The sequence below is a fragment of the Phytoactinopolyspora halophila genome (assembly GCF_003287285.1).
Taxonomy (GTDB): domain Bacteria; phylum Actinomycetota; class Actinomycetes; order Jiangellales; family Jiangellaceae; genus Phytoactinopolyspora_A; species Phytoactinopolyspora_A halophila.
This window is the reverse complement of the sequence record NZ_QMIG01000013.1, coordinates 25,863-47,040: the sequence shown is the minus strand read 5'-3', so window position 1 is coordinate 47,040 and position 21,178 is coordinate 25,863. Positions and strand designations below refer to the sequence as shown.

Here is a 21,178-nt window from a genome sequence, read left to right as displayed (position 1 = left end):
TGGTCCGTGCGTGAAGAAACGGTCGTCACGGCGAGCGCATGCCACGGGCAGAACGGTCGCCATGACGCGTCCTGCCCGTGACCCGTCCACGAAGCCGTGGGAGCTGAACTCGGAGCTGGCGGTCAGTCCCAAACCACCATGCGGAACATGATCTCGAATTCGACCTCGTCGCAGTCCGACGTGCTCCCCCGCGGCTCGGTGTCGATCCGCAGAAGCAGCGAGTCTCCGGACGTCGTCCAGGGGTTGTCGATGTGCTCCAAGTAGTCGAGGTTCACGGATTCCTTGCCTCTACCGGTGTCATAGACGTATGCGGAACGGTCGCCCTCCTCCATGGTCAGCCTGGTCCGTAGATAGCATTGAGGATCATCCGGATCTGCCGCTTCCCTGCGAAAGTGCGGCGCGATCTGCATGTCCGGTTCCGTGTCGAACCTGTAGTAGTTCCGCTCGTCGCCGCCGACCGTATCCGTGTACGTCACGCTCACTTGCCCGGTGTTCGCCTGATCGGGGAACGGTGCCCCCTCAAGCACCTGGGGTCCCGCCTCGTCGGCGGCCTCGTTCACGGTTTCCGCGAGCTCGGCCGCGTCACCGGCATCGCGGTACGTGCCATCCGTGGCGTCGGCGACACAGGACAGCTCCGAACGCGCGTCGTCATTGTCACCGAGCGCGAACCCCACGGTGTGCACCGCCAGATCTATCCCGCGATCGGCGATCTCCTGCGCGACCTCACACGGCGGCGGCGGTGCGCACGTCTCCTCGCCGTCGGAGACCAGGACGATCGTGCGTTGACCCGCATCCGGCAGGTCGTCGACCGCCTCCGACAACGACCGCGCGATCGGGGTGTGCCCCACCGCCTCGAACTCGTCGATCGTCGCGCGCAGCTGGGAACGATCCAGCGGCCCGACCGGGTGGACCAGCTCCGTGTCCGCGCACGCCTCGCCGGTATCGTCGCCCTCATAGGTGTGCCCGAACAGGCGCAACCCCACCTGTACATCGTCGGGAAGCTCGTCGACGAGCCCGTACAGCGCGTCCTTGGCCGCCGCCAGCCGCGTCTGGCCGTCCACGTCGCGTTCGTTCATCGATTTGGACGCGTCCAGGAGCAGCACGAGCGACGTGTCCAGAACATCGCCCGGGTCGTCGGAGGCGGCGTCCTGGCCGGGGCCGCCGGCATCGGCATCCGTCGTCGCAGCATCCCCGGGCTGGTCCGTCTGGTCCGCCTCCGGCTCGTTGTCGTCCGTCTCGTCGTCGCCCGGCTCGGGCGCGTCCGCATCCTCGATCGGCGTTCCGGGCGGATCGCTCCCGTCGGTCGACACCTGCTGGGTCCGCGCATCCCGGTCGGCGATCTCTGCATCGCACCCGGTGACGAGTAGTATCGCGGACGCCGCAGCCATGGTTGCGAGCCGCAGCCGTCTGGTGCGTCGTGGTGTGTTCATGGCTTCGTCCTTTCGGCCTGGCCAACCTGATCACCTTTGACGCTACGAACCGGATGTCGCACCAGTAGCGGCGTCGTGTCGCAGGTCTGCGACATGGCGTCCCGGTCCGGCGACACGGCCGTCACGCCGCACCTACAGCGGCCGGCAGGCGTACCGACATGACGGTGCCGTGCCCTTCCCGGCTGCGTACCGACACCGTGCCGCCGTGCCGGGTGACGACCACGCGAACCATGGACAGGCCCAACCCCATGCCGGCCGTGCCGCGGGCCGCCCGGCCACGCGCCAGCTCATTCCACACGTCGTCGACCTCGTCGTCCGGGATCCCGATGCCGGTATCGGCCACTTCGACGGCCACGTGGGAACCGTCGTCGTGGGCACGTATCTCGATCGTGTCAGCGTCGTCGGTGAACTTCAGGGCATTCGCCAGCAGGTTGTAGAAGGCGAGAAACAACAGGTCCCGATCCCCCGGCACCGATGCGAGTGGCCAGGGGGCCTGTGGCAAGGTCAGGGCGATGGTCCGTTCGTCGTCGCCGGTGAGCTCAAGTGCGGCGTCGCGGACCTCGGCCAGCACCTCGGCGAGATCGACCGGATCCTGCTCGATCGGCCGGGTTTCCAACTCCGCCAGCTTGCGCAGATCCGCGACGAGATCGGCCACCCGCTGGGTCTGGATCGACAGGCTGTCGAAGGCTGCCGACGCGCCGGAATCCCGGGTGCCGTCTACCAGGCCAGCCAGATTCGCCAGACCTGCCTGGATGGCGGTGACGGGATTCTTGAGCTCGTGGTCGAGCCGGAGGAGGAACTGGTGATGCCCCTCGGAGGCCACACGGTGCGCCTCGTCGAAGCCCGCACGATACGCCCGCGCGATCCTGGATTGGACAGCCAGCCGCACCAGCATCACCGCCGTGACCAGCAAGCCCGCGGCCAGTGCGGCACCCCACAGCGTGATCCAGATACCGAGGTCGAGATGTGGGACGGCGACGAGAAGGACGATGGCCGCCGCGACCCCCACGAGCGCCGGGGCAGCCACGAGAACGGCCGTCGAAGCTCGGATGCGTGGCCGCTGTGCTGGTTCCAGGCTACTCATGAGGCACTCTCCACCTGCCCGCAGAACCGGTAGCCCAATCCGGACACGGTTTCGATCCAGGTCGGGCTCGCCGGATCGTCACCGAGTGCCCGGCGCAGCTCGGCCACCCGGTTGTCCACCGCCCGCGTGCCCACCGGGGTGGCGAATCCCCACAACACCTCGAGGAGGCGCTCCCGCGTCAGCAGCTCGTCCGGATGCGTGAGCAGGTAGTCGAGCAGCGTCATCGCCTTCGGCGTGAGCGTGAGCTCGCGGTCGTTCAGCCACGCCCGATGGGCGGTGCGGTCGACGTGGAGCCGGCCGCTGCGCAACCGCTCCGACGTGGACAGCGGCCGCCCGTCAGGCCGGGCTCGCCGCAACACCGCGCGGATACGCGCCACCAGCTCGTGCGGATCGAACGGCTTGTTCAGGTAGTCGTCGGCGCCCTCCTCCAGCGCCATGGCCCGCTCGCTGGCCTCACCCACCTGGGTAAGCAACACCACCGGCATGTGGTGATCGTTCGCGCGGAGCCGGCGCAGCACCTCACGTCCGTCGAGCTGCGGCATCAGCACGTCCAGCACGCACAAGTCGGGGCCGACGTCGTCGACGGCCTGCAACGCCGCAGCTCCGTCCTGCGCCACGTGCACGGCGAACCCGGACCGCTCCAGGTACGGCGCCAGGTTCGCGGTGATCGCCTCCTCGTCGTCGGCCAGCACGACCACCGGGCGTCGTCGACCCTCGTCCACCGCCACCACCTCCACGGGCTCGCACGGCCGTGTGATCGTTATCGTGTGGTTGAGGCTAACCCGCCAAGCAGGTGGTCCGGAAGGAACCCCAGCCCCCGTGCCCGACCCCGTGGGGCACGGGCTGGGCGCCGGGCTGGGTACGGGTCAGGTGAGGCGCAAACGTCGGATCACGGCAGGAGATCGTCGCAGGTAAAGCTCCACACGTCCGGATAGTCCGCAGCCAGTTGCGCGGCGCCACCACGGGACCAGAAGGCGTAGATCGGTTCCGCAGAGCCACCGATGAGAGCCGCCTTTCGACGTAGCTCGGAGAGTTCTCGAACCGAGATGGGCTTCGAGCTCCACTTACACTCACCCACCAGGACGGGGCTGCCATCCGGCGCAATCGCGGCCACATCCACTTCGGCCGTCTCGTCTCGCCACCACCGTCCAACTACCGTGTCGCCCGGAAGCTCCCCCTTGTCCACCATGCTTCGCGCGTGTGCGCGTGCAGCGGACTCCAGAACCCGAGCCACATGGGTCTGCCAACGGCCGTCGGCGCGGCGTCGCACGGCATCGCCCTGGCCACCTTCGATGAGATCAAGATCATCACGTAGGACCGAGAACCAGAAGGCCAGATAATCGTCCCCGATCTCGTACTGCGGGTCGTCTCCTGCCTCGGCGCCGATGGGACGTACCCGACGCACGTATCCAGCCCTTCGAAGCCGGTCGAGCGTGTAGTCGATCCGCTGCTGGGCGCGGCCAGCGATACGTGAACGACGACGAGCGCCACGCCCCATCGCGGCCAGGACGCGCTCATATCCCCCACGCCAGTCCAAGTCCTCACTCAAGATGTCAGGGCCATCACCGAGCAGCAGCCCTCCGGGAGTGAACGCCAGCTCCGTCAGATTCTCGACGACACTCGACTCCGGCGACCACCGGCGCAGATGCAGCGGATAGCCACCACACGCCGCGTACGCCTGGAGGAAGTCCTCCCCGTCAAGTTCCGGTAGAAAGGCCACAGCTTCTCGAAACGAGAACGGATCCATCCGCAGTTCCACTGTCGGACGGCGGTGCATGCCCCCGCGCGGGCCCAGCATCTCTTCGATAACGGCGACGGCCGAGCCGGACAACACCAACATGAGTTTCTGGTCCCGGACATGGTTCTCCCACACGGCAGACACAACGTCGCCGAAATCGCCAGCGGTCGAGCTCAGACGAGGCGCCTCATCGATCACCACGAGCAGCGGTTCGTGCCGGGCGAGCCGGGCAACGAAGCGCAGCGCGGCCTCCCACGTCGGAAACGGTCCGGTCATCTCATCGGTCACGGATTCACCGAGCTGCTCACGCAGCCGCTCCGTGAATCGTTCAAGCTGGCGCTCTTCGGTGTCCTGACGCGTGGCCGTGAAGTACACGGACCTGCGAGACCCGGCGAAATGTGACAACAGGTACGTCTTGCCCACTCGCCTCCGGCCCCACACCACCGCTAGTTCGGGCCTACCGGTTTCCGCGTTCTGCCATGCCGACGCAAGCCGGCTGAGCTCACGCTCACGTCCGATCACTTCCATGCAACTCATCGTAGTACGAACTGTTTGTACTACAACCAATTTGTACCCTACCTCTCCCCCCGACCCCGTGATCATGAACACTAACCCCCCGTCTACGACGGGTTAGTGTTCATGATCACGGGGTCGGGCGCGGGCTGGGCGCCGGGCTGGGCACGGGTCAGGCGAGGTGGAACGTCGACGTGCTGGCGTTCTCCGCGACGACGCGGCCACCGGCGAAGACATAAGGAGGGGCGCTGTGCCGTGACAACGCCTCACGTACCGAGCCGCCCTGCACGACGACGAGGTCCGCCGCACCGCCCACCTCCAGGCGATGCCCGGCGATCCCCATCACGTCCGCTGCCCTGGTGGTCACCATGTCGTACACGCGGGCCATGCCGGCAGCCGACACCGCCTCCAGCGCATGCGCGGCGAGAAACGCCACTTCGAGCATGCTGTTGCGGCCGAACGGGTAGTAGGCGTCCTCGATGTCGTCCTGGCCCAGCGCCACCGGCACGCCCAGCCCGTCCATCAGGAACACCGGCAGCCGCACCGGGCCGGTGTGCGGGTCGCTGACGAACGTCAAGCCCGCCCGCCGCGCCAACCCGGCCAGCCGGCGCACTGACGGCTCAGCATACGTCCCGACGGCCCGGGCGTGGTTGGCGATACCGCGTCCGATCAGGTCCTGCCGGATCATCTCCGTGGCCAGCATCTCCGTCGTGCGCAGCGCGGGATCTCCGGCGTCGTCAACCAGCATCGCCACCCTGCGCCGGTGCTCCGCGGCAAGGGCACACATCCGGCGCACGTGCTCGCGGGCGCCGTCGTCGCCGAACTCGATCCAGGGAATACCACCCACGACGTCGGCGCCGAGCTCCACGGCCTCGCGCACCAGATCCTCCGCGCCCGGATCGCGCACCAGACCGTCCTGCGGGAACGCCACCACCTGGAGGTCGACGACTCCGCGGAACTCATCGCGCAGGCGCAGCAGCGGCTTCACGCCGTGCAGCCGTGCCCTGGTGTCGACATCGGCAAACGCGAGTACGTGCCGCACGCCGTGGCGAACCGCTTCGACCACGGCCCGCCGGGCATTCGGCTCGATCCATGTCTCGTCGTACTGGTCCTTAACCGTGGAGGCGAGCTCGATCGACGTCATCGCCGCGCCCATCGAGCCACCGGTGTAGGCGTCGAGTGCGGCATCGCCGACGCGGTCGAGCGTGTACACCTTGCACAGGTGCAGATGCGCGTTGACGAACGACTCGGTGACCAGGTTCCCCGCCGCGTCAACCTCGTCCGTACCGCGCAGCGGGTGGTCTTCGATCGCCGCGATCCGCCCGTCGCTGATGCCGATGCTGTGCCGCCCCGGCCGATCGCGCAGCGTGGCGTCGGCGATCACGAGGTCAAACTGGTCGGTCACGGGCCGGCCCCTCACAACCAATGATCATGAACACTAACGAGCCACATGAGACGACAAGTGTTCACGATCACGAAGGGAACGGCCGAGCTGCCGCGCACCCTCGAGCGCGAGATCGTCACGGCCGGGAGCAGCGACGACCTGAACACCCAGCGGGAGTCCGGCCGGACCGGTGAGACCTGGGACGGCCACGGCCGGCGTGCCCAGCGCGGTCCACGCCCGGCACAGCACCGGATCGCCCGTGCCCTCGTCGATCGGTGGCGCCTCTCCCAGCACGCTCGGGGCCAGGAGCACGTCGACGTCACCGAACACGTCGTCGAGCAGGCCACGGCAGTGCCGCACGTGCGCTTTCGCCGCTTCGTAGGCCCAGGTCATGCGGTCGCCGTGGGCCAGCACATCCTGCAACCGGGTGCTGAGCTGATCGCCATGGTGTGCCCGCTCGTCCGCCAGTTCCCGAGTGACCTCGACGAGCATGAGACACTTCTGCGCCTCGACGAGCCCGGAGAATGCTTCCGGCAGTTCGACGTCGCGCACGCCGAACCCAGCCGCGACCTTCTGTACCGCCTGCTCGATCCTGCCCCGCGAGTCCGCGGGCACCTCGTGCCACTCGGGCGTGCGCGCGAAACCCACGCGCAGCGCACGACCAGCCGCGAGCGCCCCCGCAGCAGGTTCGGGATCGTTCGCGTCGACACCGCCGAGAACGCGCAGCACGGCGTCCGCACCGTCGACGTCGCGGGTGAACGTCCCGATAGTATCCAGGGAACGGCTGCACGCCTTGACTCCCCGCGTGGACACCCGCCCGAAGGTCGGCTTGACCCCGACGACGCCGCAGTACGACGCGGGGCGCACGATGGAGCCGGCGGTCTGGGTTCCGAGCGCCAGGGGTACGGTCCCGGCGCCCACGGCCGCCGCCGACCCGCTCGACGAGCCGCCCGGCGTGCGCGCCGGATCGTGCGGGTTCGTCGTGGCACCGGGATGGAAGAGGGCGAACTCGGTGGTCACCGTCTTGCCGAGGATGATCGCACCCGCCCTGCGCAACCGCGCCACGACGTCGGCGTCCTCGGCGGGATGGTGCCCGGCGTAGATAGGTGAGCCGTACTCCGTCGGAAGATCGGCGGTGTCGATGATGTCCTTGATCCCTACCGGGATACCGTGCAGCGGACCCCGCTCTCCGGCGGGCACGGCGTCCAGTTCCCGCGCCCGGGCCATCGCCGCGTCCGGGTCGAGGTGTGCCCATGCCCGTAGGTCGTCCTCGCGGGCCGCGACGGCATCCAGACACGCGGACGCCAGCTCGGACGCGCTCACCGTGCCCGCCCGCAGCAACCCGATCAGCTCGGCCAGGGTACGGCCCGGAAGGTCGGCGCTCATCGCCGTCGCCCGGCAGCCCAGCCGCCCACGACGACGCCAGCCAGCGCGATCACCGCACCCGCCAGCACGCCGCGCCCGAAATCGCCTCCGAGCACACCCGCCAGGCCAGTGCCCTGCGACGCGGGCGTGGCCGGCGCCTCGTACACGCCCGGGCGGCTCCCCGCCGACGACGCGGCGCCGGCCGGCATACCCGGCACGCCGGACGCGGCCGGAACGGCCTGGTCAGCCGGAGCCGCAGGACCGGCCCCCTCGGCCCCCGACGTGCCGGCACCGGCCCCTGTGGCGGCCCTACCGGTGAGGACGTCATCCACGGCGGAGAAGAACTCTCCGGCGGTCTTCTTCGCCACGCCGGTCAGCATCCGCTGTCCCACGCCGCCGATCATCCCGCCGACGATGGCGTCCGCGTCGTAGTCGAGCGTCGTCACGCCGTCACCGTTCTCGCTGAGCGTCACCTTCACATCCGCGCTCACCGTGCCTGGCGCGCCCGAACCCTGGGCCTTCAAGACGAACGACGACGGCTCCTCCTGGTCGGTCAGCTGCACGTTCCCGGCGTAGGTGCCCTTCACCGATCCGACTCCCGCGTACACCGTCATGCGGTACGCGTCCGGGCCGGTCTCTTCGAGGCGCTGGCACCCGGGGATGGTGCGCACCAGCACGGCCGGGTCGTTGAGCGCCTGCCACACCTGATCGCGTGGAGCATGCAAGGCAGCGGAACCGGTGACCTTCATTAGCGGGAGTCCTTCGTGTTCGTCGTGTTCTGCTCGCGTCGTTCGTGCCGTTGACGTAGTTCGTACAGTTCGGACGGAGAGATCGGCATCCGCGAAATCCGGAAGCCTTCGGCGTCCTCGATCGCCGATGCGAGCACGGAGGCACCCGGAATCACCCCGGCCTCGCCGGCACCCTTGATACCCAGCGGGTTGAGCGGCGATGGCGTCTCCAGGTGATCGGCCTCGATGCGCGGCACCTCCGTCGCGTAGGGCATCAGGAAGTCCATGAACGACGCGTTGAGCAGCTGCCCGGCGTCGTCGTACACCATGCGCTCGTACAGCGCTCCGGCCACACCCTGGGCGACACCGCCGTGGATCTGGCCTTCGACGATCCGCGGGTTGATCAGGGTGCCGCAATCGTGCACCACGCAATAGCGCAGGATCGATATCTCCGCGGTGTCCGGGTCGATCTCGACGATCGCGGCGTGCATACCGTTCGCGAACGTGGACCGGGCCGGCGAGTAGTAGTCGGTGCCTTCCAGCCCGGGCTCGTCGTCCTCGGCCACCGGGGGCTTCTCCGGATCTCCGGGTGTGGCGAACTGGGTGGCGCGCTGGGTTTCCTCGTCGAAGGCGTAGCGCAGCGGGTTGGACAGCACGGCGACGGTGGACAGCGGCACCGTGGCGCCCGGCGTCCCCTTGACCTGCACGATGCCGTCGACGATCTCCAGGTCGCGCGGGTCGGCCTCCAGCGCTTCCCCGGCGATTCGCAGTGCCTTCTCGCGGACGTTGCGTGCGGCCAGCGCGACCGCGTTACCACTCATCACGGCGGCCCGTGACGCGAAGGTACCGACGGCGTACTTGAATCGGCGGGTGTCTCCGGTGGTCACCGTCACCTTTTCCACCGGCACGCCCAGCTCGTCCGCGACGATCTGCGCGAACGCCGTCTGGTGGCCCTGGCCCTGGGTGGTCAGCCCGGTGGCGACGACGACGCTCCCGTCGGTCTCCACCTTGACGAACCCGCCCTCGTACGGCCCGACACCGGTCCCCTCGACGTAGCAGGCCATGCCGATACCTACCTGGCGGCCCTCGGCCCGCGCCGCCGCGCGGTAGTCGTCGAACTCGTCCCAGCCGATGAGCTTCTTCAGCTTGTCCAGGCTGGCCGGGTAATCGCCGGAGTCGTAGATGAGCGGACGGCCGTCCTGAAAGACGAGCCCGTGGTCGTAGGGCATCTCGTCCGGCCGGATGAAGTTGCGTTCGCGCACCACCGCGCGGTCGAGACCGAGATGGTCGGCGATGGCGTCCATCGTCCGTTCCATCGCGAAGCACCCCTGCGGGCGGCCCGCACCGCGGTACGGCGTCACGATCACCGTGTTGGTGTAGAGGCTGAAGCACTCCGCCCGGTACGCGCCCGGCTTGTACGGCCCGAGCAGCTGCGTGGTGGTGATGATCGGCACGATGATCCCGTAGGGCGTGTACGCGCCGTTGTCGTGCCAGATGGTGACGTCGAGCCCGTGCAGCCGGCCCTCGCTGTCGAACCCGACCTTGACGTGTTGCAGCTGGCCCCGCTCGTGCGCGCTGGAGACGAAGTGCTCGCGGCGATCCTCGGTCCACTTGACTTCCCGGCCGAGCGTCACCGCCGCCCACGGCACCAGGATCTCCTCGGGCCACGGGTGCACGATCTTCACACCGAACCCGCCTCCGACATCCGGGGCGACGACCTCGACACGGTCGGCGGGCAACTCCAGCTTGGCGGCGACGGCGGCGCGCACCGACGTAGATGCCTGGGTGGAGGTGTAGACCCGCAAGCTGGTGTCGTCGGCGTCCCACCGCGCGAAGACGGCCTTGCCCTCCATCGGCATGGACGCGCTGCGCTCGATCTCCAGATCCAGTTCCAGCACGTGTGGCGCCTGGGCCACGGCCGCGCGCGCATCCCCGGATTCTTGCACCAGGCGGGCGGCGACGTTGCCGGGAACATCGTCGTGGACCAGGTGCTCGGCGTCGCGAGCCACCTCGATCCCGACGACCGGCGGCAGGAAGTCGAACTCCACCTGGATGCGATCGCACGCGTCCTCGGCGACGTACCGGTCGGTGGCCACGACCATCACGATCGGTTCGCCGACGTGGTTGACCTCGTCTTTGGCCAGCGGGTACGGCGTGCGCCCATGCGTGAGCGCGTCGTGCGGGATGAGCAGCGGCAGCGGTTCTCCGACCCGGCCGGGCAGATCTTCGTGGGTGTAGATTGCCACGATCCCGTCGACGTCGAGCGCGCCGGTGACATCGATGTCGACGATCCGCGCGTGCGCATGCGGGCTGCGGACGAACGCGACCTCCAGCGCCCCCGTGCCGATGTCGTCGACGTAGCGACCCTGGCCGGACAGCAGCCTCGGATCCTCCCGCCGGGCGACCGGCTCCCCCAAGCTCCGGGTGGTCACCCGCCCACCTCCTCGCTCTTCAGCTCGGCAGCGCGCAACACCGACGCCACGATGTTCTGGTACCCCGTGCAGCGGCACAGGTTCCCCGAGATCGCCTCGCGGGCCTCCTCCTCGCTCGGCGACGGGTTCTCCTCCAGATACGCGGTGATGGTGGTGACGAACCCGGGGGTGCAGAAGCCGCATTGCAATCCGTGACAGTCCTGAAAGGCTTGCTGCACCGGGCCGAGTTCACCGTCCGGTCGGGTGCATCCTTCCACCGTGGTGATCTCCGCGCCGTCGTACATGACCGCGAATTGCAAGCAGGAGCGGATCGGACGCCCGCTCACCCCTTCATCGTCCGACCGCCCGGCCCCGGTGACCAGCACCGTGCACGCCCCGCACACGCCGTGCTCGCAACCCGTGTGCGTTCCGGTGAGGCCGAGGTCATGGCGCAGGAAATCCGACAGCAAGCGGCGCGCCGGCACGGTTGCCGACCGCGGCACGCCGTTGACCACGAGGTTCACCTCGTGCCGTGGCTCTGCTGCAGACGTGTCGCTCACTGCGGGACCTCCGTCATGATGTCGTGGCGGGCGAGGGCGTGGCGGGCAGCCGCGCTCAGCGCCCGGCTGGTCAGCACGCCGGCCAGCTGGCGACGGTATGCCGCGCTCGCGTGGATGTCGCCCTCGGGCTGCAACTGGGCTGCCGCGTAGCGCCCGGCGGCGTCCCAGTCGGCGGTGTCGTACGGTACCCGGCCGATGACCTCACCCAGATCGAGGACGACGGGCGTGGCGTCCACCGAGATGTAGCCGGTACGGGCGGCCACGACCCGCGCGTCGCCGTCGAGGCGCAGCACGGCGCCGACACCGCACACCGCGTAATCGCCGTGCCGGCGGGCCACTTCCAGCCAGGCGGAACCGCTGCGGCCTTCGGGCACGGGAAAGACCGCCGAGGTCGCGAGCTCGTCCGGTTCGAGGCAGGATTCCAGGGGGCCGACGAAGAAGTCGCTGGCGCTGACGCACCGGGCCCCGTGTGCACTGCGCACCTCGACCGAGCCGTCCAGGAGCGCGAGTACCGCGGTCATCTCCCCCGCCGGATCGGCGTGGACGAGGCTGCCCACGGTGGTGCCCTGGTTGCGGATCGTCGAGTGGGCCACGTGGCTCAACGCCTGGCGCAGCAGCGGCAGGACGGTGAACGCCGCCGTGTCGCGTTCCACGGTGGTGTGCCGGGCGGTGGCTCCCACCCGGACCGCCGCTCCCGCGCCGTCGCCTTCCACCTGTACGTAGTCGAGCGCCGTCAACCGGTTGATGTCGATCAATTCGGCGGGGGCGGCCAAGCGCATGTTCATCATCGGAACCAGGCTCTGCCCACCGGCCAGGACCTTGCCCTCGGGGCCGACCCGGCCGAGCACGTCGAGCGCCTCGTCCACCGTCTGCGGGCGGTGGTAGGTGAACCCCGATGGCTTCACGGTGTCGTCCTCTTCCGGAACGTGGGTTGGTTCACGTATCGGCCAGTGTGGTGGTCGGTGGCGTGGCGACCGGAATCGCCACGCCAACGCACACCCTGACATTTCTGATGCAGGCAAACTATGCATGCGGACGTGGCGCCGCATGGGCACGATCTGCCGACGGGACGCCTTCGACGTCGGCAATCTCTGTCCTGCGTGGCGATGTGCCTGGCGACGAGCACGGGTCCCGAACTCCCCGTCATCGGGCTTTCCCTCATCGCAACCCCCGCATCTGCAAGACCTTCAACGCCAGGGCCAGGTCGAGACGCAACTCCGGGTCGGTGGTGAACGGTCCCAGGATCCGTTCCAGCTTGCCGATCCGGTAGCGCAGCGTGTTGTAGTGAAAGTGCAGGGTGCGCGCAGCCTCGGCGACGTTGAGGTTCGTGTCGAGCAACACCTTGAGCGTGTGCCGCAGGTCGGCCATCTCCGGATCGTCCTCGACCGCCAGCTCGTGCAGCGTCTCGCGCACGAACCCGCGCAGCTCGTCGCGGTCTTGAACCAGGCTGATGAGACGGAACGAGCGCAGCGAGTCGAAATAGGCCACCGACCCGAACCCGTTCACCTGGCGGCCCACGTGGACCGCCCGGCGTGCCTGCTCGTACGCGCCCGGGAACCGCTCCGGGTCGTTGACGGCGCGGCTGACCCCGGTGGAGAACTGGCGCCGGCCACCGCCGCCGTCGCCGGAGACCTGGCGCACCACGTCGTGCACCAGCTCGCTGACGTCGCCGCCCGGTGGTACCGGCAGCAACGCCACCACCTCCTGCGCGAAACCCACGACCGGCGCCTGGCGATCGTGCCGGGCGACGACGGTCTGCCACGCCGTGCTGAAACGCTCCTGCACCGGGCGCAGTTCGAGGTCCGGGCCCGGCTCGGTGCCCTCTTCGGGGTCCAGCTCGGCCACCACGACCACGAGCTCGCGATCGATGTCCCACCCGAGCAGCTCGCAGTGCGCCACGACATGGTCGCGGCCGCCGGCCCGCCCGGCCAGCACGTCCCGCAGGAAATCACCCCGGTACTTGCCCTCGACCGCGGTGATGGCGAGCTGCTTGGTCACCGCCAGTGCCGCCACCGTGGCGGCTCGCTCCAGGACGTTCACGTCACTGTCGTCGAGCTCGCGGTGCGAAACGAACGCCACGATCCGCCCGTGATCCACCTTGCCGGCCACGACCGGGACGACGGCATGAGAACCCGGAACCTCGGAGTGGTCGTGCACGCCGCCCGGTTCGTACTCGGTCCGGAACCGGCCGGTCTCATCGAAGCACGCGCTGGATCGCCAGCTGGCCAGATCGTCCGGATCGCCGCCCTCGGCGACCACTCGCCCGTCCGGTGTGGTCACGAAGATCGGGGCGTCCAGCACGGTAGACGTCTTGTCGGCGACCTCGTGCAGCCCGCCGCCCTCCAGAACCACGGACAGCAGCGCGTGATGGATCTCCCACGAGCGTTCGAGCACGGCCGCCTGGCTGTTGAGCACCCCGGTCAGCACCTGGTTGATGATGTCGTCGAAGCCGACCGCGTCGGGAAGGAGCAGCAGTGGAAGATCGAGCCGCTCCGCCTCGTCGATCATCTGCTCCGGCAGGTAGTCCAGGTAGCGGTGCAGTTTCACCCCCAGCGCCGCCAGGCCGTGCCCCGCCAGATCGGTGACCAGAGCGGGCAGCCCTTGCGGAGTGTTGCGCAGCGGGTAGCCCGTGGTCAGCAACAGCTCGTGCGGCTTCACCCACGGGAGGATGTCCGGAACCTCCATCACGTTGGCCCGCTGCACGATCCCGTCCAGCCCTCCAGCACCCGCCAGCAGCCGGGCGCCTTGCAGGGCGGGCATCTCGATCGCCTTGCGCACCGTCAGGCCCGGAACTGCGGACGACGGCCGCGACATGCCACCCCCCGCTGTCAATTCCGGCGAACCCAGCGCCCGATCGTTGGCAAGTTTTTCCATGCGGTAGACGGTAGCGCTGTAGATACGTTCGGAACAGTCTCAGCGAGTCACTATCGTTCGAATCGCTCGAAACGGAGGTGGGCGGTGCCGGCATCCACGGCCATCGGCGCATCCAAGGCCGTCGCGCCCGGGGCCTCCACGGCACCGGGTGTGGCTCACAGCACCCGTGGCACCGCCCGGCGCTCGCTGAGGGCTGTCCCTCCACGGCCGGCAGCGGTCGATCGGCTGCTGCCGGCCGCCGCCAGCACGGGCGTGCGTTTCCTCCTCCGGGGTCCCCACCGCAGCGGCACCGTCGTCGCCAGTACCCGGCACATGGTCGCCGCGCTGATCGACGGCGCGGAGCCCGAGCTGGTGTGCTTCGGCACCCGCGACGCCGTCCGGTTGCCGTGTTCCATCGTACCGTCCGGTGCGCTGCCGTCCGTGGCTGTCGGCGCGCCCGTCTCCGTCGGCGGCGGGCGGGTCCGCCTGCGCGATCTCGTACTCACCCCCACCCGGTGGTGGCCCGCGCGCTCCCCTGCCATCTCCGACCCCCGGCGCTGCGTGACGCACGCTCCCCCGTGTCCCCGATCCTCCCTCGATTCACCGGTCCTCGCGGGCGCTCACCTCCTCGCGCACGCCCTGCGCGGTGGAGACACGCCATCCACCGACGACGGGACGGCCGGCGGCGAACCGGCACGCGAGCACGACGGCCATGATCAGTCCCTGGATCGCGCCGTCGACGCGCTGCTCGGTCTCGGGCCCGGGCTCACTCCCGCCGGCGACGACATCCTGGCGGGCGCCCTGGTCACGATGCGCGCCCTCGAAAAGGCCACGGTGGCCCGGCGTGACGATCCGCGCCGGGTCACCGCCGACCAGCTGGCCAGCGCCGTCGCCGCCGCTCATCCGCATTCCCGAACCTCCGCCGTCTCCGCCGGGCTGCTCGCGTACGCGGCCCGCGGGCAGTGCGTCCCGCAGTTCACGGCGCTGCTCACGGCCCTCGACTCGCCCGGCGGCGACATAGCCGCGGCGCACCGGCGGCTGCTCGCCGTCGGGCACACCTCGGGCGCAGCGCTCTACACCGGGGCGTTGTGCGCCCTCGATCCCCTGTTCCCGCATCGGAGTTCCTGACGAGGTATACATGACCCGACATCTCGACGTCCGGCCTGGCGCGTATCACGATTCCGTGACTCTCATGCAGGTGAGCCGAACCGTCAACGACGAGCCCGGTGTCAACGCCGCGCTCGTCGCGATGGCCACCGAGCTCAACCTGGACCTGCTGGCCGGAATGGGATTCCACGCACCCGAGTCCGCCGGTCCCAACGATCTGCTGGTCGCGCTCGACGCCGCCGACGACGACGCGCTGAGCCGGGCGCAGGCGCGGGTCGACGCCGCACTGACCGAACGCGCGCGGCCCGCGGCGGTGAGTTCCGGGAACGGCCCCGCCGCGCACACCATCGGGACGGCCGCGCGCAACGCGAGCGGAACTCCGCCCACCGTCGCGTTCGTGTCCACCCCGGGCACCTCCGCCTTCGTCGACGCCGTGGATGCGCTGGACCACGAGCTGCCGGTCATCGTGTTCTCCGACAACGTCCCGCTGGAGCAGGAGATCCGGCTCAAGCAGCTCGCGAGCCAGCGGGACCTGCTCGTCATGGGTCCCGACTGCGGCACGGCCGTCATCGGGGGCGTGGGATTCGGCTTCGCCAACGTCGTGCGCCCTGGCCCCGTCGGGCTGGTCGCGGCCTCCGGTACCGGTGCCCAGCACGTCATGAGCCTGGTCGACGCGGCCGGGGTCGGAATCAGCCACTGCCTCGGCGTCGGCGGGCGCGATCTCAGCGATGCCGTCGGGGGCATCTCCACCATCACGGCACTCGACATGCTCGCGGCCGACGACACCACCGAGGTCATCGCCGTGGTGAGCAAGCCACCGGACCCCGAGGTCGCCAAGCGGGTCCGCGCCCACGCCGACGCGCTCGGCAAGCCCGTCCTGTTCGCGCTGATGGGTGAAGACCAGCCAGATCTCACGATGGCTGCCCGGTCCGTCGTGGAGGCCGCCGGGGCGGAGTGGACCGAGCCCGGCTCGTGGACGCCATCGGCACCGGAGACGGGAACCGGCGGCTACCTCCGCGGCCTGTTCGCCGGCGGCACGCTCTGCGACGAAGCCATGGTGATCGCCAGCTCGGCGCTGGGCCCGATCAGGTCGAACATCCCGCTGCGTCCCGAGTGGGCCATCGACGGCGACCTGCACACCGGCCGCCTCGACGGGCACGCGATGATCGACTTCGGCGACGACGAGCTCACCCGGGGCCGGCCGCATCCGATGATCGACGGCTCGCTGCGGGCCGAGCGGATGGTCGTGGAGGCTGCCGACCCCGCATGTGGGGTGATCCTCCTCGACGTGATCCTCGGGCACGCCGCCCATCCCGACCCGGCCAGCGAGCTCGCACCGGCCATCATCGACGCCCGGAACCGGGCCCGCGCGGACGGCCGGCAGCTCGACGTCGTCGTGTCGCTCACCGGTACCAGCGACGATCCGCAGGACCTGAACGGGCAGGGTTCGAGACTCGCCGAGGCCGGCGCGTCGGTCTACCTGTCCAATGCCGCCGCCGCGCGCGCGGCCGTCGAGCTCGCGGGAGGACAGCCATGAGCACCCTGCACGATCTGATCAGCACCGAACCGTCCGTCGTCACCGCCGGCGTCGAGCTGTTCGACGACGCCCTCGCCGCGCAGGCCGTGGCGACCCACCGGGTCGAGTGGCGCCCGCCGCTTGACGGAACCGACGAGGACCTGGCGCGGGTCATGGGAGACGAGCGGCGCGCTGCGGCGAACGCGCGGGCCATCGAACGCATGCTGGCGGCCAGCGCCGAGCTGGTCGACGTGCGCCCGGCCCGCGAGGTGCTCGGCCTGCAGCCGGGCGAGTTCCTGCACGCCGGGCCGCCACTGAGCTGGTACCGCGCCTCCGGGCCGATGCGCGGCGCGCTGATCGGCGCCATGCTGTTCGAAGGGCTGGCTGACACGCCCGACGACGCCGAGGCCAAGCTCGCCGCGGGAGACGGCATCGCCCTGCAGCCCTGCCACGATCGCGGCGGCGTCGGCCCCATGGCCGGGCTCGTCTCGCCGTCGATGTGGATGTTCGAACTGCGCGACGAGACCCACGGCCAGACGTCGTGGTGCACGCTCAACGAGGGTCTGGGCAAGGTCTTGCGCTACGGCGCCTACGCGCCCGAGGTCATCGACCGCCTGCGCTGGATGGGCGAGGTACTCGGCCCGGTGCTGCAGACGGCCGTGCGCCAGCGGGGCAGCATCGACATCAAGGGCATCATCTCGCAGATGGTGCAGATGGGTGACGAGGGGCACAACCGTAACCGGGCGGGCACGCTCATGTTCTTGCGCGAGCTCATGCCCGATCTGATCGACAGCGGCGCCCCCAGCTCGCGCGTGTCCGAGGTGGCCCGGTTCATCGGTGGCAACGACCACTTCTTCCTCAACCTGGTGATGCCCGCCGGCAAGCTGCAAAGTGCCGCCGCGTCCGGCATCGCGGGTTCCTCCGTGGTCACCGTCATGGCCCGCAACGGCACCGACTTCGGGATCCAGGTCTCGGGCACCGGCGGGCAGTGGTTCACCGGACCGGCGAACACGCCCGATGGGCTGTTCCTCGGCTCGTTCGGGCCCGATGACGCCAATCCCGACATCGGGGATTCGACCATCTGCGAGACCATGGGCATCGGCGGGTTCGCCATGGCATCGGCGCCGGCCATCGTGCGCTTCGTCGGTGGCACCGTTCCCGACGCCCTATACACCTCGCAGCTGATGTACGAGATCACGCTCGGCGAGAATCCCGCCTATGCGTACCCCATCCTGGAGTTCCGCGGCGCGCCCACCGGCATCGATGTCACCCGGGTAGTGCGAACGGGGATCCTGCCGCAAATCAACACCGGTATGGCCGGCAAGGTGGCGGGCACCGGGCAAGTGGGGGCCGGGCTGGTCAAGCCACCGGTCGAGTGCTTCACGTCCGCCCTGTCCGCGCTCGCCGCCCAGTCTCCCCTCCCCTCCTGATGATCATGAACACTCACCCCTCGAATTTGAGGGGTGAGTGTTCATGATCATCGGAAAGTGAGGTCGTCTGGGTAGTCGATGTCGTCGGGGCTGCCGATCCCGTCGCACGGGACCGCCGTGACGAGTTCGGGATGGGCCTTCATGTACGCGCGCGCTCCCACGTCGCCCTTGGCGAGCTCGAGCACGTCGTCCCACACCTCCCGGCCCAGCAACACGGGGTTTCCCCGCTGGCCACCATAGATGGGCACCGCGACGAACGCGCCCCCGTCCCGCGCGGCGCGCAACCGGCGTACCGCCTCCGGGCTCAGCCAGGGCTGATCGACCAGGGCCACCACGACGGCGCCGACATCCGCACCGCGTAGTGCGTCCAGGCCGACGTGCAGAGACGTTCCCATGCCGTCCGGCCATCGGGGGTTGTGCACGACGCGCACGGTTGGAACGTCCAGCCTCCGGCTAGGCTGCGTCGGCTCCGCCGACGGCGCCGACGGCGCCGACACCGCGGACTCCATCGCCTCCAGCCGCACCGCACCATCGACCACGATCACCGGATGGCAGCCACCATCGGCCAGCAATCGCACGGCCCGGTCCACCAGCCGCTCGCCCTCGACCTCGACCACCGCCTTGGGCTGGCCGAAGCGACGGCCCTCCCCCGCCGCGAGAACCAGGCCGGCCGCCGCGGCGATCACGGCCCGTCTCCGGCAGGCTCGGACTCGGCCAGCCGATCGTGGTGAATCGGCCCGGACAGGTCGCGCAGCGAACGCCCGGTGCCGCCCCACCGCGTGGCGATGATCTCGGCCGCGATCGAGACCGCGGTCTCCTCCGGAGTGCGCGCCCCGATGTCGAGGCCCACCGGCGAGAACATGCGCTCCAGATCCGCCTCGCTCACGCCACGCTCGCGCAGCCGCTCCAACCGGTCGGCGTGGGTCCGCCGCGAGCCCATCACCCCGATGTAGGCGGCCGGGGTGCGCAGGGCGCTCTCCAGCAGCGGGACGTCGAACTTGGGATCGTGGGTGAGCACGCAGATCACCGTGCGCGCATCGACCTCCACACCGTCCAGATAGTCATGCGGCCAGCTCACCACCACCTCGTCGGCCTCGGGAAAGCGGCGCTCGGTGGCGAACACCGGCCGGGCATCACACACGGTCACGTGGTACCCGAGAAACTTGCCCATCCGCACCACCGCGGCCGCGAAGTCGATCGCGCCGAACACCAGCATCCGCGGTGGCGGGGCAAAGGACTGCACGAACACCTCCAGCTCGTCCTTGCGCCGCTCGCCGTCCGCGCCGTACCGCCGTGTCCCCGTACGGCCCTGGTCGAGCATTCCGCGCGCGTCGTCGGCGACGGCGTCGTCGAGCCGCTGCCCGCCGAGGCTGCCCGCCACCCGGTCCGGCCACACCACCAGATGCGACCCGATAGCTCCGGGACCGGAGACTACTGTCGCGACGGCCACCGGCTCTGCCGCGGCGATACTCTCGGCCAGCTCGGTGAGCTCGGGAAACACCTCGGCATCCACCGGTTCGACGAACACGTCGATGGTGCCGCCACAGGTCAGCCCGACGGCGAACGCGTCGTCGTCGCTCACGCCGTAACGCTGCATCGTCGGCGCACGGCCGTCGATCACCTCGCGGGCCAGCTCGTAGACCGCACCTTCGATGCACCCGCCGGAGACGCTGCCCACGGCCTCACCGGTGTCGATCACCGCCATCGACGCGCCCGGCGGGCGGGGCGCCGAGCTGAACGTCCCGACCACGGTCACCAGGCCCACCCGGCGGCCCTCCCCGACGGCCGCAACGAGGTCTGTCATGACGTCACGCATCGACTCACCACCTCATCCGAGCTCGCCCGGGCTCCCGCGGCGAGCAAGCCTGCGAGATCCTCCATTGCCGCCAGCGAGTGCCCCGCGACCAGATGATCGACGTACGGGAGGACCGCCTGCATGCCCCCGGTGCGCGGGACGTAGCCCGGGCGTCCCCGGTGCGGGTTCACCCACACCACGCGGCGGGCCAGCCGGCGCAGCCGCTTCATCTGCGCCCCGAGCAGCCCCGGATCGCCTCGCTCCCAGCCGTCGCTGGCCACGACCACCACCGCTCCCCGGGCCGTGCCCCGCTGCCCCCAGCGATCGAGGAACTCCTTCGTCTCGCCACCCAGGCGAGTTCCACCGCTCCAGTCCGGTATTGCCGCCGAGGCCGCCCCCAGGGCCGCTCCCGGCTCGCGCTGGCGCAGCTCCCGGGTGACCCGGGTCAGCCGGGTGCCCATCGTGAACACTTCCGTGTCCGGACGCGCCCGGCACGCGGCGTGCGCAAACCGCAGGAACGTGTCCGCGTACGGCGCCATGGACCCGCTGACGTCGATGAGGAACACGAGGCGCCGATGCCGGCGGCTGCGGCGATGGTGCCGCAGCTCGACCGGCTCGCCGCCGTGGCGCAGGATCGCCCGGATGGTGCGTTGCGGGTCCACCGGCCCGGACGCCGACCGGCGCAGCCGGCGGGTGAGACGTTCCGGTGCCGCCGGAGCCAGCGCGCCGATGAGCCGGTGCACCTCGTCGCGTTCCGCCGTGCCCAGGCCGGCGACGTCGCGGTGCCGTAAGATCTCCATCCGGCTCGCCGTGGCCAGCGTCTGTGGTGGCGGCTCCTCGGTGTCCGACCCGGCGCCGTCCGGCGGATCGGCCGGAACCGCCACCAGCCGGTACGTCGGCTCGGCCGGCGCACGCATCCGGGCCGGCGCCCGCTGGCCACGAAAGTACGCCGCGAAGACGCGATCGTAGCGCTCGATGTCTTCCGGGGAGGCACACAGTGTGAAACGCCCGGACCAGTACACCGCGTCCAGCGAGTCACCGCCCAGCTCGCCCATGGCCTGCACCATCGCGTGCACGCGGGTGGGAGGCACGGCGGCACCGGCGTCGCGCAGGCGGTGCACGAAGTCCACAACGCCATCGACGGCGTCACTGGTGCCCGATACGGGGTCGCTGGTGCCCGATACGGGGTCGCTGGTGCCCGACACGGGGTCGCTCGTGCCCGACGCGGTATCCATCTCGCATCACCCGTCTGCGCCGATCGTCG

General features: G+C 70.0%; 17 protein-coding genes. 3 read left to right on the top strand and 14 right to left on the bottom strand.

Translation table 11 applies throughout. From position 1 onward, the window contains the following. Positions 1 to 122 precede the first annotated feature (122 nt). From DPM12_RS12880 to DPM12_RS12830, 11 genes are all read right to left on the bottom strand, one after another. Positions 123 to 1,430 carry a vWA domain-containing protein gene (locus DPM12_RS12880; RefSeq protein WP_112258737.1) on the bottom strand — a complete coding sequence of 436 codons (1,308 nt, stop codon included), beginning with the start codon at positions 1,428 to 1,430 and terminating at the stop codon, positions 123 to 125. A 121-nt stretch (positions 1,431 to 1,551) separates the two neighbouring features. Beyond that, a complete protein-coding gene (locus DPM12_RS12875; RefSeq protein WP_112258736.1) occupies positions 1,552 to 2,514 on the bottom strand; it encodes a sensor histidine kinase in 963 nt (320 codons plus the stop codon). After that, on the bottom strand, positions 2,511 to 3,236 hold the full coding sequence (locus DPM12_RS12870; RefSeq protein ID WP_112258798.1) for a response regulator transcription factor: 726 nt from the start codon (positions 3,234 to 3,236) through the stop codon (positions 2,511 to 2,513). Before DPM12_RS12870 ends, DPM12_RS12875 begins: the two co-directional genes overlap by 4 nt. 167 nt (positions 3,237 to 3,403) lie before the next feature. Then, positions 3,404 to 4,780, bottom strand: a complete 1,377-nt coding sequence (locus tag DPM12_RS12865; protein WP_158542881.1) for an ATP-binding protein — start codon at positions 4,778 to 4,780, stop codon at positions 3,404 to 3,406. Between the two features lie 157 nt (positions 4,781 to 4,937). Further along, positions 4,938 to 6,170, bottom strand: a complete 1,233-nt coding sequence (locus DPM12_RS12860; RefSeq protein ID WP_112258734.1) for an amidohydrolase family protein — start codon at positions 6,168 to 6,170, stop codon at positions 4,938 to 4,940. A 33-nt stretch (positions 6,171 to 6,203) separates the two neighbouring features. Then, the gene (locus tag DPM12_RS12855; protein ID WP_112258733.1) at positions 6,204 to 7,535 is read right to left on the bottom strand and encodes an amidase; all 1,332 of its coding nucleotides are present in this window, start codon (positions 7,533 to 7,535) and stop codon (positions 6,204 to 6,206) included. Next, positions 7,532 to 8,263 carry an SRPBCC family protein gene (locus tag DPM12_RS12850; RefSeq protein WP_112258732.1) on the bottom strand — a complete coding sequence of 244 codons (732 nt, stop codon included), beginning with the start codon at positions 8,261 to 8,263 and terminating at the stop codon, positions 7,532 to 7,534. Before DPM12_RS12850 ends, DPM12_RS12855 begins: the two co-directional genes overlap by 4 nt. Then, entirely contained in the window at positions 8,263 to 10,674 is a 2,412-nt protein-coding gene (gene cutA / locus DPM12_RS12845) for an aerobic carbon-monoxide dehydrogenase large subunit (protein WP_112258731.1), read from the bottom strand. Before cutA ends, DPM12_RS12850 begins: the two co-directional genes overlap by 1 nt. Next, positions 10,671 to 11,213: a (2Fe-2S)-binding protein gene (locus DPM12_RS12840; RefSeq protein ID WP_112258730.1), complete on the bottom strand. Its 543-nt coding sequence runs from the start codon at positions 11,211 to 11,213 to the stop codon at positions 10,671 to 10,673. The genes cutA and DPM12_RS12840 overlap by 4 nt, the downstream gene beginning before the upstream one ends. Then, entirely contained in the window at positions 11,210 to 12,118 is a 909-nt protein-coding gene (locus DPM12_RS12835; protein ID WP_112258729.1) for an FAD binding domain-containing protein, read from the bottom strand. The genes DPM12_RS12840 and DPM12_RS12835 overlap by 4 nt, the downstream gene beginning before the upstream one ends. 253 nt (positions 12,119 to 12,371) lie before the next feature. Beyond that, the gene (locus DPM12_RS12830; protein ID WP_211658933.1) at positions 12,372 to 14,087 is read right to left on the bottom strand and encodes a PucR family transcriptional regulator; all 1,716 of its coding nucleotides are present in this window, start codon (positions 14,085 to 14,087) and stop codon (positions 12,372 to 12,374) included. 84 nt (positions 14,088 to 14,171) lie between these two features. Between DPM12_RS12830 and DPM12_RS12825 the strand changes: the two genes are divergently transcribed. Genes DPM12_RS12825 through DPM12_RS12815 form a run of 3 tightly spaced genes read left to right on the top strand, consistent with a single transcriptional unit; the run spans position 14,172 to position 18,119 of the window. Beyond that, positions 14,172 to 15,194 (top strand): oxamate carbamoyltransferase subunit AllH family protein, encoded by a 1,023-nt coding sequence (locus DPM12_RS12825; RefSeq protein ID WP_112258727.1) that lies wholly within the window; start codon positions 14,172 to 14,174, stop codon positions 15,192 to 15,194. Positions 15,195 to 15,204: 10 nt separating this feature from the next. Further along, positions 15,205 to 16,710, top strand: a complete 1,506-nt coding sequence (locus DPM12_RS12820) for an AllF/FdrA family protein (RefSeq protein ID WP_112258726.1) — start codon at positions 15,205 to 15,207, stop codon at positions 16,708 to 16,710. Then, positions 16,707 to 18,119, top strand: a complete 1,413-nt coding sequence (locus DPM12_RS12815; protein ID WP_112258725.1) for a YlbE family protein — start codon at positions 16,707 to 16,709, stop codon at positions 18,117 to 18,119. Before DPM12_RS12820 ends, DPM12_RS12815 begins: the two co-directional genes overlap by 4 nt. A gap of 47 nt (positions 18,120 to 18,166) precedes the next feature. Here DPM12_RS12815 and DPM12_RS12810 read toward each other — a convergent pair whose 3' ends face one another. The 3 genes from DPM12_RS12810 to DPM12_RS12800 are packed head-to-tail and all read right to left on the bottom strand — an operon-like array spanning position 18,167 to position 21,149. Beyond that, complete coding sequence (locus tag DPM12_RS12810) at positions 18,167 to 18,805, bottom strand: nucleotidyltransferase family protein (RefSeq protein ID WP_211658932.1); 639 nt, start codon at positions 18,803 to 18,805, stop codon at positions 18,167 to 18,169. Then, positions 18,802 to 19,935, bottom strand: a complete 1,134-nt coding sequence (locus DPM12_RS12805) for an XdhC family protein (protein ID WP_112258724.1) — start codon at positions 19,933 to 19,935, stop codon at positions 18,802 to 18,804. The genes DPM12_RS12810 and DPM12_RS12805 overlap by 4 nt, the downstream gene beginning before the upstream one ends. Further along, positions 19,920 to 21,149 (bottom strand): vWA domain-containing protein, encoded by a 1,230-nt coding sequence (locus DPM12_RS12800; RefSeq protein WP_112258723.1) that lies wholly within the window; start codon positions 21,147 to 21,149, stop codon positions 19,920 to 19,922. Before DPM12_RS12800 ends, DPM12_RS12805 begins: the two co-directional genes overlap by 16 nt. Between the last annotated feature and the right edge of the window lie 29 nt (positions 21,150 to 21,178).

Bases quoted from the DNA above. Each gene is read 5' to 3' on its own strand.
- DPM12_RS12830 (WP_211658933.1), bottom strand. From the start codon at position 14,087: ATGGAAAAACTTGCCAACGATCGGGCGCTGGGTTCGCCGGAATTGACA.
- DPM12_RS12880 (WP_112258737.1), bottom strand. From the start codon at position 1,430: ATGAACACACCACGACGCACCAGACGGCTGCGGCTCGCAACCATGGCT.
- DPM12_RS12800 (WP_112258723.1), bottom strand. From the start codon at position 21,149: ATGGATACCGCGTCGGGCACGAGCGACCCCGTGTCGGGCACCAGCGAC.
- DPM12_RS12820 (WP_112258726.1), top strand. From the start codon at position 15,205: ATGACCCGACATCTCGACGTCCGGCCTGGCGCGTATCACGATTCCGTG.
- DPM12_RS12815 (WP_112258725.1), top strand. From the start codon at position 16,707: ATGAGCACCCTGCACGATCTGATCAGCACCGAACCGTCCGTCGTCACC.
- DPM12_RS12875 (WP_112258736.1), bottom strand. From the start codon at position 2,514: ATGAGTAGCCTGGAACCAGCACAGCGGCCACGCATCCGAGCTTCGACG.
- DPM12_RS12850 (WP_112258732.1), bottom strand. From the start codon at position 8,263: ATGAAGGTCACCGGTTCCGCTGCCTTGCATGCTCCACGCGATCAGGTG.
- DPM12_RS12865 (WP_158542881.1), bottom strand. From the start codon at position 4,780: ATGGAAGTGATCGGACGTGAGCGTGAGCTCAGCCGGCTTGCGTCGGCA.
- DPM12_RS12805 (WP_112258724.1), bottom strand. From the start codon at position 19,935: ATGCGTGACGTCATGACAGACCTCGTTGCGGCCGTCGGGGAGGGCCGC.
- DPM12_RS12855 (WP_112258733.1), bottom strand. From the start codon at position 7,535: ATGAGCGCCGACCTTCCGGGCCGTACCCTGGCCGAGCTGATCGGGTTG.